Here is a 13,550-nt window from a genome sequence, read left to right on the forward strand (position 1 = left end):
ATCCCTCTTTTCTTCGTTAGCGTTCGGCGCGCAGCATACGGCGCAGTTGATAGACGATGTAGACCAGCATGATGGCAAAGAGGGTCACCGCCACCGCCGCCGAATAGCCTTGGCGGTAATACTTGATGGCCTGGTCGTAGGCGTAGTAGGCCAGCACGGTGGAACTCTCGTAAGGGCCGCCGCTGGTCATCACCGAGATCAGGTCGAAGCTGCGCAGGGCACCGATGATGCTGACCACGAAGGCCATGAAGGTGGTCGAGCGCAATTGCGGCAGGATCACGTAACGCAGCATGGACCAGCCACGCGCGCCTTCCATGCGGGCCGCTTCCACCTGGTCATGGTTGAGCGCGGTCAGGCCGGTGAGATAGAGGATCATGCAATAGGCGGTTTGCGGCCACAGGGCGGCGAAGATGATGCCGAAGGTGGCATAGCGCGCATCGCCCAGCACTGGCACGCCATGCCCCAAGATCAGCGACAGCAGGCCGAAGCTGGGATCGTAGAACCAGCTATAGATCAGGCCCACCACCACGCCCGAGAGCACGAAGGGGGCGAAGAAGAGCGACTTCACCACGCGCATCCCGCCCACCTTCTGGTTCAGGTAGAGCGCGATGGCCAGGCCCATGGGCGGGGCCAGCAGGAACATGAGCAGCCACAGCACATTGTTCTTCAAGGCCGTGTAGAAGGTCGGCGCATGGAACAGTTCGATGTAGTTGGCCAGGCCCACGTATTTGGGATCGGTCATGCCATCCCAACTGAAGAAGCTGAGATAGATCGTATAGAAAATCGGGTACAGCACGTAGACCAGCGTCATCACGCAGGCCGGCGCCAGGAACCAGAAGGCGGCGCGGTTGCGACGGGCGGCACTGCGCTGCGGGCCGGTGACCGGCGTGGCAGCCGATGGGGTCGCGGGCGGCTGCGCAGCGGAAGTGGGCGCTAGCATGGCGGGGTCTCCTTCATTTTCTGCGGGCCATGACCGCCGCCTGGCAGCGGCAATGGCCCGGATGGACTGCCTGGAGGGGCCAGGCATGAACGACGATCAGGACTTCTTGTAGATACGCTTGCGGCTTTGTTCCAGCTCGTTGAGCACGTCATCGAGCTTGCTCGGATCGCTGACGAACTTCTGCATACCCTTCATGCCTTCATCGGCCATTTCCTTGGTCATGTCGCGATCATAGAACTGCGAGATGCCGCCCTTGGCATTGGAGAGGATGTCAAAGCCGATGCGCGAGATCGGATCGGCCGGCGCCGGCGACTTGCTGTTGGCCGGCAGCGAACCCAGACCTTCAGCCAGCTTGGCGCTGATGGCCGGGGTTCCCACGAAGGCGATGAAGCGATGGGCATCAGCCTTGTTGCGGGCCTTGGCCGGGATGTGGATCGATTCGGTCGGACCTTCTTCGGCGGTGGGCACGTTGGCATCGATGATGGGGAACTGGAAGTAACCCATCTCCGGCGCCAGCTTGGCCGGGAAACCCTTGGCAATGAAGGTGCCCATCAACATCATGGCGGCCTTGCCCTGGAACAGGAAGGGTTGGGCGCCGTCCAGGTCATAGGACAGGGCGTTGTCGATGAAGATCTTGTTGTCGATCAGGCTCTTCCAGGTGGTGTAGACCTTCTTGACGCGGGGATCGGTGTAGGCGATGTCGCCGGCCATGAGTTGCTGGTGGAAGGCATTGCCATTGATGCGCAGGTCTAGGTAATCGAACCAGCCGGCCAGGGTCCAGGCATCGCGCCCGCCCACGGCCACCGGTGCGATGCCGGCGGCCTTCAACTTCTTGCAGGCCTCCAGGAATTCGTCCCAGGTCTTGGGTTCGCTGGCGATGCCGACCTTCTTGAACAAGTCCTTGCGATAGAACATGCCCCAGGAGTAGTACACGGTCGGGGCCGAATATTGCTTGCCCTGCCAGGACGAGGCTTCCTTGGTGGAGGCGTAGGTGCTGTCCCAGCCGTTCTTCTTCCAGTCTTCGCTCAGGTCTTCCAGCAGGCCGCGGCTGGCATAGAAGGCCATGCGCTCGCCGTTGTGCCAGTTGATGATGTCCGGCGCCTGGGTCGACAGCCAACCCGGCAGTTGCACCTTGTAGGCTTCTTCCTCGATGAAGGAAACCTTCACGTCCACGTCCGGGTTGGCCTTCTTGAATTCATCCACCGTGGATTGCCACACGTTGCGCTGGACGGCGCCCTTGTAGGCGATGTTGACGGCCAGGGTGCCGGCCATGGCGGCGGCGCTCCAGGCGGCCGAGGCCGCCAGGCAGCCGGCGATCACGGTCATGCGAATCATCTTTTTCATTGTTGTCTCCGAATGTTTGGTTCAAACAGTTGGTGTCATGGATCTCGTTGGTTGGTTCTCGCACGCTTTCTTGCGCAGGTTCTTTGCCTGCTTGCGCAGCGGCGGCGCTAGTGGCAGCCGCCGTGCTGTCTTCCCGAGTGAGGCTGGCGTCCTTCCTATGCCTGTTGGCTACGATAGATGGCCACACCCTGTGGCTCCAGCGCCGCCTGTCCGACCAGGAACTGCGCACCCTCAGAATGCGGCAGGGTGATCGGTGCATCGCTGTAGTTGAAGGCGAACTGCAGACCGCCGCGCTGTTGCAGGCGCAGCCCTTCGGGCAGGCGTTGCGGGGCCAGTCCGGCCGCACGGGCCACCTGTTCGAAGTAGTGTGAGGTCAGCTCGGCATCGAAGATGCTGGCCAGGTAATGGGCGCGCTCCTTCTGCACGATGGCCGGATGGCCGTCGCCGAAACGGGCGATGGTCTGCAGGCCTTCGCCATCGGCTTCGATCAGGTCGCGCCAGTAACGGGCCTGGCCTGGTGCGGTACCGAACTGCACCGCTTCGCTGACGTTGGGACGCATTGATTCGACGCGCCACACACGCATCGGCAGCAATTGCTGCAGCGGTCCCGGTGGCAGGGTCGAAGGGATCTGCAGCGACTTGGTCTTGGAGCCGCTGCGCGGACCGAACACCACCTGTGCGCCGCTTTGCGCGATGCGAGCCGGCAGGTCGTCCGGTACGATGGGCAGCGGCGGCACCACGATCATGGCATAGCCCTGCAGGTCGGCATTGAGCGGCACGATGTCCACGTCCAGGCCGAGCGCGCGCAGGGTCGAGTAGTAGTCGAAAGCAAAATGGGCGTACTCGAAATCGATGCCCTGGAAGTGGATTTCGAAGAGCCACTTGGCATCGTAGTCGAACAGCAGCGCCACCTTGCCACGCGGCTGGGACAGCTGGCCATGGGCCGCTTGCACGGAGATGATTTCCTGGGCCACCCGTTCGGCTTCCGAGCCGCCGACGTCGAGGCGATTGTCGGGACGGTTCAGGCCGGCGTGCAACTGCTCCTGCGCGAACGGGCATTGGCGCCAGCGGAAATAGGACACGCAACCGGCGCCGTGGGCGAAGGCTTCCCAGCTCCACAAGCGCACCATGCCCGGCAGTGGTGCCGGGTTCCAGTGTGCCCAGTTCACCGGGCCGGGTTGCTGTTCCATCACCCAGAACGGCTTGGCCGACATGCCGCGATAGAGGTCATGGTTGAAGCTGGCAAAGTCAGGATGGCCGGTGCGCAGCCAGCGGGCCTTGGTGTGCGGGTCGAACCACATCACTTCCAGGGCGCCCAGCGGATAGCTATCCCAGGTGGCCACGTCCAGATCGGCGGCCACCGGGTAGTGATCGAACTCCAGGAACATCTGCATGAAGTTGTGCACCATCAGCCGGCCCGGCGAGAGCGGGCGCAGGATCTCGACTTGCATCCGGTTGTAGCGCACCACTTCGTCCGAGGCAAAGCGGCGATAGTCGAGACGATGCGACGGATGGGCTTCGGTGACGGTGCCGATGGGCGCATCGATTTCATCGAAGCTGCGGTATTCCATGCTCCAGAACACCGTGCCCCAAGCCGTGTTGAGCGCATCGATGCTGCCGTAGCGCTGGCGCAGCCACTGGCGGAAACGGCGCTGGGCCGAAGACGAATAGCTGACCACGGTCTGGTGGCAACCGTATTCATTGTCGAGCTGCCAGGCGGTCACGGCCGGGTGCTGGCCATAGCGCTCGCCCAGCAGGCGCACGATGCGCTGCGATTCCTCGTAATAGGAATCCGACGAAAAATCATAATGACGGCGTGAGCCGAAGCCGCGCTGGCGACCATTGGCGTCCACTGCCAGCACATCGTCGTGGCGGTCGATGAGCCACTTGGGCGGGGTTGCGGTGGGGGTGCACATCACCACTTCCAGTCCGTGTTTTGCCAACACCTCGATGGCACGGTCCAGCCAATCCCAGCGCAGATCGCCCGGCGACGGTTCGATGCGGCTCCAGGCAAATTCGCCGATGCGCACCTGCTGGATACCGAGTGCCTTCATGCGTTGTGCATCGCTGTCCCACATGGCCTCGGGCCAATGTTCAGGGTAGTAACAGACTCCCAATCGTAACGACATGGTCGTGATTCCTTAGCGGTAGAAAAGCGTGGAAGGGAAGAGGGCGGCGGTACTCAGGCCGCCACCGCCAGGCCGGCGTGGACCTGGGTGCGGGCCAGGGCCACACCCTCCTGGTCGAACAGATAGGCGCAGTTCGGTGCCACCGATACGCGCAGGCGCTCGCCACGTGCAATGCGGGCATCGCCCGGCGCCTTGGCCACCAGCGGCTGGCCAGCCGGTTCGTCCAGGTGCACGTAGGTTTGCTCGCCCAGGCGTTCCACCAGCATGACTTCGCGGTTGAGGCCGTACTGGCCTTGAGTGCCGATCTCCATATGTTCCGGGCGCACCCCCAGGGTCAGCGACTGGCCCGGCTGCACGTGGCCTTGTGCGGCCACCAGCACGGTCTCTTCACTGCTGCTCAGGCGCACCAGGATGCCTTGCTCTTGCACGCTCACCACTTGCACCGGCAGGAAATTCATCCGTGGCGAACCGATGAAGCCGGCCACGAAGCGATTGCGTGGATGGTGATACAGCTCCATGGGCGTACCGACCTGGGCGATGCTGCCAAAGCGCTGGGTATCGGCGCCCGCGTGCAGCAATACGATGCGGTCGGCCAGGGTCATGGCTTCGACCTGGTCGTGAGTCACATAGACCACGCTGGCCTGGGCGAATTGGCGATGCAGGCGCGCGATCTCGATGCGGGTCTGGCTGCGCAGGGTGGCATCCAGATTGGAGAGTGGTTCGTCGAACAGGAACACGCCCGGCCGGCGCACGATGGCGCGACCGATCGCTACGCGCTGGCGCTGGCCGCCCGAGAGTTCCTTGGGCTTGCGTTGCAGCAGTTCTTCCAGTTGCAGGATGCGCGCAGCTTCACGCACCTTCTGTTCGATTTCGGCCTTGGGCAGCTTGGCCAGGGTCAGGCCGAAGCTCATGTTTTCATACACCGTCATGTGCGGGAACAGCGCATAGCTCTGGAACACCATGGCCACCGAGCGCTGCGCCGAGGGCACCTCGTTGACGCGCTTGCCACCGATGAAGAGGTCGCCGCTGGTGAGATCTTCCAGTCCTGCGATGCTGCGCAGGAGCGTGGACTTGCCGCAGCCGGAAGGGCCGAGGAAGACACAGAATTCATGTTCACCAATGTCGAGATCGACATTGCGGATTACCGGCGGGGCGTCGCCGTAGGCTTTTTGTGCTGCACGCAAGCTGATGCTGGCCATCACGTTTTCCTAACAGAAATGGATTGCAGGACAGGATGCCAGAAGGCAGTGTGGGCGCTGGGTTAAGCGCTTAATCAATTGACCCAAAAAAAAGATCGCCTGGGGTTTCCTGTGTGCAATCGGGGGGTGTCTCCACGTCGTTGTTCTGAGCGTGTTGCCGTGTTGGGTTGGCAAATATTTGGGTCGATCATACCCATCTTGAATAGGCGACGCAACCACAATCCTGTAACCGTGCAGTGCCAGCATTTTGTCAGGAAAGGTCCGTGCTGATGCGTAAATTGTTGAGTGGATGTCGGTCTGCGCGGCCGCCAATGCGACCATTACGCCTTGCACCGCAAGCGTTTCATAACGGCGCCAGCGCGTTGACAAGCCCGCCATTAGCGGTTTGAATGCGAGGGCTTCCAACTCCATGCATCCATGACCACCTTATCCGAAGTCGCGCGTCTGGCCGGTGTCACCTCGGCTACTGTTTCCAACGTCCTGCGCCAGCGCGGCAAGGTCGGCGAGCAGACGCGCCAGCGCGTGCTGGAGGCAGTAGCCCAGCTCGGCTACCGTCCGCACCTGACAGCCCGCGCCCTGGCCGAGGGACGGGCGCCGACGCTGGCGCTGGTGGTCTCCAGCATCGCCAATCCCTTCTATCCTGAGTTCGCGCTGGCCGCCGAACGTGCCGCGCGCGCGCATGGACGCTTCCTGATCGTCTGCAATACCAATGACGACCCCGACACCGGTCGCGCCTACCTGGACCAGATCGCCGGTACGCTCTCCGATGGCGTACTGATCATGAATGCCAACCTGCCCATGGATGAGCTGAAGAAGACTGAGCAGCGCGGCGCGCCGGTGGTGCTGTGCATGTGGGAGAAACCCGATGCCCCGCCCGAGTTGCCCTGCATCGCGGTGGATTTCTTTGCTGCGGGCGCCATCGCAGCACGGCATCTGCTGGCCTTGGGCCATCGTCATATCGCGGCGCTGGTGGGCAGCAAGCGTAGCGGCATCCACGCCGAACGTTACCGCGGCTTCGCCCAGGCCTGCACCGAGGCGGGTGTGGCCCATCCCGCAGAACGCACCCGCTACATTGCCGACACCGTCGAGGCCGGCTACCAGGCCAGCATGGCCTTGCTGCGCGAAGATCCGCAACTGACCGCCATCTTCGCCAGCAATGACCTGCCGGCGCTGGGCGCGATGAATGCCATTGCCGATCTGGGCCTGAGCGTGCCGCGCGATATCTCGGTGATCGGCATCACCGACATCCAGTGGGCGCGCGTTTCACGTCCTGCCTTGACCACCGTGGCGGTGCCCACCGAGGAGGCGGCCCGCATGTCGATCGACCTGCTGCTGGCCTTGATCGAGCACCGCAGCCCGTCGCCGGTCATGCGCGTGACCGCCACGCCGCAACTGGTCCAACGCGCATCCACCGCCGTCGCGCGACCACGCAAGAGCTGATCAGCGCAAGCGCAGGCTGTCCAGATAGGCACAGAACATGTCGGCCATGGCTTCGCCATAGGCCCGGATGGCCTTGGCCGGATGAGGGCTGCGCGAGAGGTGTTCGCCCACCGTGGACAGGGTGGTCATCACCAGTTCTCCGGCCCGCTTGCGCCGCTGTGGCGAGACGCCCGGCAAGGCTTCGCGCATGAAGGCGCCAATGATGCCATCCCAGGCCCGGCTCAAGTCCAAGGCCTCAGGCGCGGCGCGATAGAGCGGGGCGGCATCGGCCAGCGCCTGCCTGACCTGGGCTTCCTCGAACTCGCTGCGGATGAAGGCGTGTACCAGTTCGCGCAGGCGTGTGGCCGGTGGCTTGCAGGGGTCCTGCAATAGCTGGCGCACCATCTCGGTGGTCTGTTGCCATTCATCGGCCTGTAGCCGGAACAGGATGGCTGCCTTGTTGGGGAAATACTGGTACACCGATCCGACGCTCACTCCCGCCCGCTCGGCCACGCGCGCCGTGGTAAAGCGCGCCGCGCCCTCACGCAGCAAAACCTGAATAGCTGCTTGCAGGATGGCGGCCACCAGTTCGGTCGAGCGGGCCTGTTGCGGCGTCTTGCGCAGGGAAATCTGGGGGCGGCGCGGCTTGTTCATGGGGCGATGTCCTGAAAAAGGAATGCGAATGGAAAACCTGACGAATCCGTCGCATACTGCATCTCGATGGAATGTGACGGATTCGTCGCATTCTACTGCGTGCCATCCAGGCCGGCAATCGGCCCTGCGCCCTGGCCTGATCCTTCTTATGCTCTCAAGGAAACTTCATGAACATCCGACCGGCTGACAAGCCTGCTTCCGTCACGCCCCTGGCCAGTCCTGGCACAGCGGTCTTTCTCAAACTGGCGCCGCTGACACTGGCGGTCTTCATCGCCTTTCTTACCATCGGCTTGCAGTTGCCGGTGTTGCCCCTGCATCTGAAGGATGCACTGGGCATGAACGCTACCGTGGTCGGCGTAGTGGTCGGCGCGCAATTTGCGGCTGCCTTGCTGTCGCGTTCGTGGGCCGGTAATTACGCCGACCTGCGTGGCGCCAAGCGGGCCGTCCTGGGCGGCTTTACCGCAGCCTCTTTGTCGGGCCTGGTCTACCTGGCTTCGCTGGCGTGGTTGGATCATCCGGTGGCATCGGTGCTGGTATTGCTGCTGGGGCGCCTGTTGCTGGCGTTGGGGGAAAGCCTGGTGGTGACCGGCACCATGAGCTGGGGCATCGCCCTGGTGGGGCCGCAGCATGGCGGCAAGGTCATGGCCTGGCTGGGCATCGCCATCTATGCTGCCATGGCCTGCGGTGCGCCACTGGGCGTGGCGGTCAATCATGCCTACGGCTTTGCGGGCATTGCCGGTGTGAGTGTGCTCATTCCCTTGCTGGCGCTGCTGATGCTGGCTGGCTTGCCGGCCGTGGCGCCCAGTGCCAACCGTCGCACGCCCTTCTACAAGGTGCTGGGTGCGGTGTGGCAACCTGGGCTGGGACTGGCGCTCTCCAGTGTCGGTTTCGGCGTCATCACCGCCTTCATTGCCTTGCTCTTTGCGGCGCACGCGTGGGGGGATTCTTCACTGGCCTTCACCAGTTTCGGCATCGCCTTCATCGTCGCCCGGCTGTTGTTTGCGCATCTGCCTGACAAGGTCGGTGGTGCCAGGGTGGCATTGGTCTGTGTGGTCATCGAAGTGCTGGGGCAACTGTTGATCTGGCAGGCCGGGAGTGCTTCGTGGGCCTATGCCGGCGCGGCATTGACGGGCTTCGGTTATTCGCTGGTGTTTCCCGGTTTCGGTGTGGAAGCGATGCGGCGCGCGCCGCCCCAGACGCGAGGCTTGGCCATGGGGGCTTATGTGGCCTTCCTGGATATTTCATTGGGGATCACCAGTCCCTTGGCGGGCGCATTGGCCAGCCACTATGGCGTGTCCAGCGTCTATCTGGCTGGCGCAGTGGTGGTGGGACTGTCGATGCTGGTGGCGCTGGGCCTGTTGCGCCCAATGAAGAACGGTCACTGAAAAAGAATACGGCGCTCCCGAAGAGAGCGCCGTAACGATGGTCCATCAGGACTCAGGCATGTCGCAGGGTGCGCCCATGCTTGCGCTGGTACATCGCCTGGTCGGCGGCATGGAGCAGCGCGCTGAAGTCGCACATCTCCGAAGGTGTCACGGTGGCCGCGCCCAAGCTTATCTCGATATCGGTATGCGGCCACTTCACGCGGGCTACCGATTGCTTGATGCGTTCGGACACTTGGTGTGCGCCGATCTCATCGGTGTCAGGCAGGATCAGCGAGAATTCGTCACCACCATAACGCGCCAGGAAATCGCTGGCCCGCAGCGGCGAACGCAGTACGCGTGCCAGTTGCACCAGCAGGGCGTCACCGGCCGGGTGGCCGTAGGTATCGTTGTATTGCTTGAAGTAGTCCACGTCCACCATCAGCATGGTCAGGGGCCGGGCATTGCGCAGATGGCGCGTCCATTCTTCACGCAGCCGCGAATCGAAGCTGCGGCGGTTGCCGATACCGGTCAGCGCATCAGTCATGGTCTGCTGTTCCAGCTTTTGCATGGCGCGATGACTGTCGATCTGGGCTTCGAGCTGGCGACCGAGTTTCTGGAAGGCGTCACGCTGGGCCGGTGTCAGTGTACGCGCGACGCGGTCCATCACGCACAGCGTACCCATCACATCGCCATTGCCCGATACCAGCGGTACCGCGGCATAGAAACGCACCGCCGGGTTGCCGCGGGCCAGGGCGCTATTGGCAAAGCGCGCATCGTTGTGCAGGTCGTTGACTTCGGTCACCTGCCCAGGTGTGCGGGCGGCCATTTCGCACAGGGAGAAATCGACTGCATTGCGCAGCACACCGGTCTGGCCGGGGAAGCGCCACCATTGGTTGCGCGCATCACCGCGACCATTGTTGATGGAGAGGTAAGGATGCTGCAGGCCGATGTCCGCGTGCAACTGACTGAACATGCCCATGGGCGTTGTGCAGACGCTGGAAGCCAGCGAGATGAAGTCCGACAAGGCCTGCTCCAGCCAAGCATCGGCGTCACTGTCAGTGTGCGCGAGTTCGATGCGCTCGGCAGGCGAACTCGACAGGCCGCGCTGCGGTGCTTGGGTACGCTGGAAGCGAGAGCGTTCGGGAGTGTACTGAGCGTGCAAATCTCGAATGTTCATGGCGCAATACTCGTGAGGTTGGATTTCGTTGTAATCGGTCGCCGTCAACGCATGACGTCATGCGGTGAGGGAAGAACGGCGCGGCAGATGCTGATGCTGATGAAAAGGCGGAAATATTTTTCTTGTTTTTCACCGCCCATCTTGTTGCCCTGCGACATCAAGTTAGCAGATCAAGTTCGGAAGTAAAGTCATTTAAAACATCCACTTACAATTTAAACGTCCTCATGCTTGAAACGATGACAATACGATCACATGCAAACAGCTTCGCTGAACATACTGACAATTGACGTTTTGTTAGCCCCACTACGGCGATACGCCATCTTAATTTCGTGCGGAAGAAATTGGCATCGGACAGCGCGACTTTCGCTTGTCAGCGGATTCTTATATTGCTCTGCAATATCGGCAAAAACAGCGACATAAAGGCGTCGCCAAATGACGACACAATGGCGTCGCTACAAGGTGACGATTAATGCTTGCCAAGCGACGAAGTCGTAAATAAACTCTGCCGTTCCTTGTTTGATCCGATCAACGTTTTTGAAAGCAGAGATGTCGACCCAGCCCAAAGCAGGCGCAGTCCTGTTCGCCAAAGATGTAGCCCGCCTTGCCGCCTTCTATGCGCAGGTGCTGGCGGTGGTTCCCAAGCACGCCCATGCCGAGAAGGTAGTGATCGAGGCCGAGGATTTCCTGTTGGTGATCCATGCCATTGCCCAGGACGTGGCCACCAAGGTAGAGATCAGCACACCGCCCGTGCTGCGCGAGAATGTACCGGTGAAGTTGTTCCTGCCGGTGCGCTCGTTGAAGCAGGCGCGTCTGAGTACGCAACAACTCGGCGGTGGCATGAAGCCGGTCGAGGCCGAGTGGAGTGGTCCGGATTTCCGCGCCTGCGATGGCTTCGATCCAGAAGGCAATGTGGTGCAGTTCCGCGAGCTCTTGGTCGAGCCGGCTCTGCTGTCCTGAACAGCCCGGCACACGCCCAGCAAGACATCCATAAGATAAAAGCCGTCCGGTTTGCACCGGGCGGCTTTTTCATTGGATCTTGATACCTAGCGCGATAAGGAAGTCGCAATCGGAAGTCGCAATCAATGCGTGCTATTGCAGGCTGGCCTTGAAATAAGTCTCGCGCTGCATGTCTACCACCTCCACCGTGATCTGCACCTGGGTATCCTGGGGCCAAGCCTGGTCCTGCTGGATCGCTGCGCCCAACAGGTCGGAAATCTGCTTCTTCTGTTCCAGCGTGCGACCGGTCAGGATGGCCAGGCGCAGGGCGATGAAGGCACGCTTGGCCTCGGGGGCGGTGCCGACCAGATAATGCTCCAGGCGCACGGCGCGCGCCTTGATGGCGTTCTCTTCAAAGTGGCCGCTGGCCACCAGCGCCTGGTTCAGCTTGAGCAGCGTGGGCTGCACGTCGATGGCGAGATTGTCGGTGTATTCCAGAACGAGATGGGGCATGGTGATTCCAGTCCTTGTGAGTGGGTGGAGAAGCGTGGGCACAGGCGTGCAAGCACGTCACTGTAAGGCAAAACGCTCAGGTCTGATATTGGGGTAAATGACTATCAGGGCAATGGAACAGGCCCTAATCTGCCAGATAAGCGGCCAGCTTGCCCAGGTCGATATTGCCGCCGCTGATGATCACGCCCACCCGTTTTCCCTTTAGTTGCTCCTTGATCTTGCGAGCGGCGGCAAAGCCCAGGCAGCCGGTCGGTTCGACCACCATCTTCATGCGCTCGGCAAAGAAGCGCAGCCCGCTCACCAGTTCGGCATCACTCACGGTATGGATGTCATCGACCAGTTGGCGGATCACCTCGAAGGTGTACTTGCCCAAGTGCTGGGTCTGCGCACCGTCGGCGATGGTCTTGGGGGTGTCGATATGCACGATGTGACCGGCGCGCAGCGATTGCTGGCCATCGTTGCCGGCTTCCGGTTCCACTCCATAGATCTTGCACTCCGGCGCCAGCGCACGTGCCGCCAGGGCGGCGCCGGAGAGCAGGCCACCGCCGCCCAGGCAGACGAAGAGGGCATCCAGCGGACCGGTTTGCTGCAACAGTTCCAGGGTGGCGGTACCCTGGCCGGCGATCACGTGCGGATGATCGTAGGGCGGGATCAGCGTCATCTTGCGCTCGGCTGCCAGACGCGCACCGATGGCTTCGCGGTCTTCGGTGTAGCGGTCATACGTCACCACTTCGGCGCCATAGCCACGGGTGGCCGCCACCTTGGCGGCGGGCGCATCCTCGGGCATGACGATCACCGCGGGAATGCCCAGCAGTTGCGCCGCCAGCGCAGTGCCCTGGGCGTGGTTGCCGGAGGAAAAGGTGATCACGCCATGCCGACGTTGCTCGGCATCGAATTGCGACAGCGCATTCATGGCACCACGGAACTTGAAGGCGCCCATGCGCTGGAAGTTCTCGCACTTGAAGAACAGTTGCGCGCCCACTTCGGCATCGGCCATGCGCGAACGCAGCACCGGGGTCTGGTGCGCCCAGGGCTTGATGCGTTGTGCGGCCAGGAGGACATCGGTGAAGCTGGGGGCTGAGTTGGCACTGGAGAGGGGAATCATGAAGCTTCCTTCAAGAGAGGTGGTTAGAGGCGGATGAAAAGATAGGCATGGTGAAGCAAGCTTCAATCCTTCTCATCGTTGTAGACGGTTGCGCGCGACACGCCCAGGTGCGCCGCCACGATCTCGGCTGCACGCCGCACGTCCATGCAGCCGGCCTGGCGCAATTGGCGCATGAGCTGGCGCCGGTCCTCGGCCTTGAGGCTGCGAGGCGTGGTCGACAGGCGTGCGGCAAAAGCATCGATGCGACTGCGCAGCGCATCGGCGCCGGCGGGCTCCAGCGTCTCGGCCACACGCTGCGCGCCATCGATACTGCCGAACTGACGCAACATGCCTTGCAGGGCGCCGAACAGGGTCAGGTCGATATTCATGCACAGCGCTGCCACATACTTGCCATCGGCATCCTTGATGCCGATCGAGGTGCTCTTGGCCTGGCGTCCATCGGGCAGGGTGTTGGCGTAATTGGTGAGCACTTGCGGATAGCTTTCATCGGCAATGCGCGCCAGCCCCAGCTCGGTGGTGGCGTCGCCGACCTCACGGCCGGACAGGTTGTTGTGCAGGGCGACGATGGAGTGATCGGCATCGCGCAGGTCGTGCAGCACGACCTCGCAGAAGGGCGCGAAGGTCTCGCCCAAACCTTGAGCCACCTGCTGCAATTGCGAGAGCAGCAGGGCGTGGTCGGGTCGGGTGGGTTTCTTTTTGCGGGAGCGGGAGGTCATGCAATACATATTATCTAAAATTAGATTTTATGTATACATGCGAAAACTGTTCTG

The 13,550-nt window shown here is 62.1% G+C and carries 12 protein-coding genes; 3 read left to right on the top strand and 9 right to left on the bottom strand.

The genetic code is table 11. The features are described 5' to 3' along the window. Window positions 1–16: 16 nt before the first annotated feature. The 4 genes from RC54_RS01300 to RC54_RS01315 all read right to left on the bottom strand — a co-directional run bounded on the left by RC54_RS01300 (window position 17) and on the right by RC54_RS01315 (window position 5,612). Window positions 17–940: a carbohydrate ABC transporter permease gene (locus tag RC54_RS01300; protein ID WP_017451882.1), complete on the bottom strand. Its 924-nt coding sequence runs from the start codon at window positions 938–940 to the stop codon at window positions 17–19. A 96-nt stretch (window positions 941–1,036) separates the two neighbouring features. After that, window positions 1,037–2,284 (bottom strand): ABC transporter substrate-binding protein, encoded by a 1,248-nt coding sequence (locus RC54_RS01305; protein WP_061789463.1) that lies wholly within the window; start codon window positions 2,282–2,284, stop codon window positions 1,037–1,039. 155 nt (window positions 2,285–2,439) lie between these two features. After that, window positions 2,440–4,413, bottom strand: a complete 1,974-nt coding sequence (locus RC54_RS01310; RefSeq protein ID WP_061789464.1) for a beta-galactosidase — start codon at window positions 4,411–4,413, stop codon at window positions 2,440–2,442. A 53-nt stretch (window positions 4,414–4,466) separates the two neighbouring features. Further along, complete coding sequence (locus RC54_RS01315) at window positions 4,467–5,612, bottom strand: ABC transporter ATP-binding protein (protein ID WP_061789465.1); 1,146 nt, start codon at window positions 5,610–5,612, stop codon at window positions 4,467–4,469. A 417-nt stretch (window positions 5,613–6,029) separates the two neighbouring features. On the opposite strand from RC54_RS01315, the gene RC54_RS01320 reads away from it, so the two are divergent. Next, complete coding sequence (locus tag RC54_RS01320; protein WP_058893957.1) at window positions 6,030–7,052, top strand: LacI family DNA-binding transcriptional regulator; 1,023 nt, start codon at window positions 6,030–6,032, stop codon at window positions 7,050–7,052. On the opposite strand, the gene RC54_RS01325 is transcribed toward RC54_RS01320, so the two are convergent. After that, complete coding sequence (locus tag RC54_RS01325; RefSeq protein ID WP_058893958.1) at window positions 7,053–7,685, bottom strand: TetR family transcriptional regulator; 633 nt, start codon at window positions 7,683–7,685, stop codon at window positions 7,053–7,055. Between the two features lie 167 nt (window positions 7,686–7,852). Here RC54_RS01325 and RC54_RS01330 point away from each other — a divergent pair, with 167 nt between their 5' ends. After that, entirely contained in the window at window positions 7,853–9,070 is a 1,218-nt protein-coding gene (locus tag RC54_RS01330; RefSeq protein WP_058893959.1) for an arabinose transporter, read from the top strand. Window positions 9,071–9,122: 52 nt separating this feature from the next. On the opposite strand, the gene RC54_RS01335 is transcribed toward RC54_RS01330, so the two are convergent. Further along, window positions 9,123–10,211, bottom strand: coding sequence for a GGDEF domain-containing protein (locus RC54_RS01335; protein WP_058893960.1), 1,089 nt, complete (start codon window positions 10,209–10,211; stop codon window positions 9,123–9,125). Window positions 10,212–10,772: 561 nt separating this feature from the next. Here RC54_RS01335 and RC54_RS01340 point away from each other — a divergent pair. Next, on the top strand, window positions 10,773–11,183 hold the full coding sequence (locus RC54_RS01340) for a VOC family protein (protein WP_061789466.1): 411 nt from the start codon (window positions 10,773–10,775) through the stop codon (window positions 11,181–11,183). Window positions 11,184–11,315: 132 nt separating this feature from the next. Here the strand turns inward: RC54_RS01340 and RC54_RS01345 are convergent, their stop codons facing one another. The 3 genes from RC54_RS01345 to RC54_RS01355 form a co-directional block, all read right to left on the bottom strand. After that, window positions 11,316–11,675, bottom strand: coding sequence for a 5-carboxymethyl-2-hydroxymuconate Delta-isomerase (locus RC54_RS01345; protein ID WP_061789467.1), 360 nt, complete (start codon window positions 11,673–11,675; stop codon window positions 11,316–11,318). Between the two features lie 124 nt (window positions 11,676–11,799). After that, window positions 11,800–12,780 (bottom strand): threo-3-hydroxy-L-aspartate ammonia-lyase, encoded by a 981-nt coding sequence (locus RC54_RS01350; protein ID WP_061789468.1) that lies wholly within the window; start codon window positions 12,778–12,780, stop codon window positions 11,800–11,802. 62 nt (window positions 12,781–12,842) lie between these two features. Next, window positions 12,843–13,505 (bottom strand): helix-turn-helix transcriptional regulator, encoded by a 663-nt coding sequence (locus RC54_RS01355; protein WP_061789469.1) that lies wholly within the window; start codon window positions 13,503–13,505, stop codon window positions 12,843–12,845. Between the last annotated feature and the right edge of the window lie 45 nt (window positions 13,506–13,550).

The sequence above is a fragment of the Herbaspirillum rubrisubalbicans genome (genome assembly GCF_003719195.1).
Classification (GTDB): Bacteria; Pseudomonadota; Gammaproteobacteria; order Burkholderiales; family Burkholderiaceae_D; genus Herbaspirillum; species Herbaspirillum rubrisubalbicans.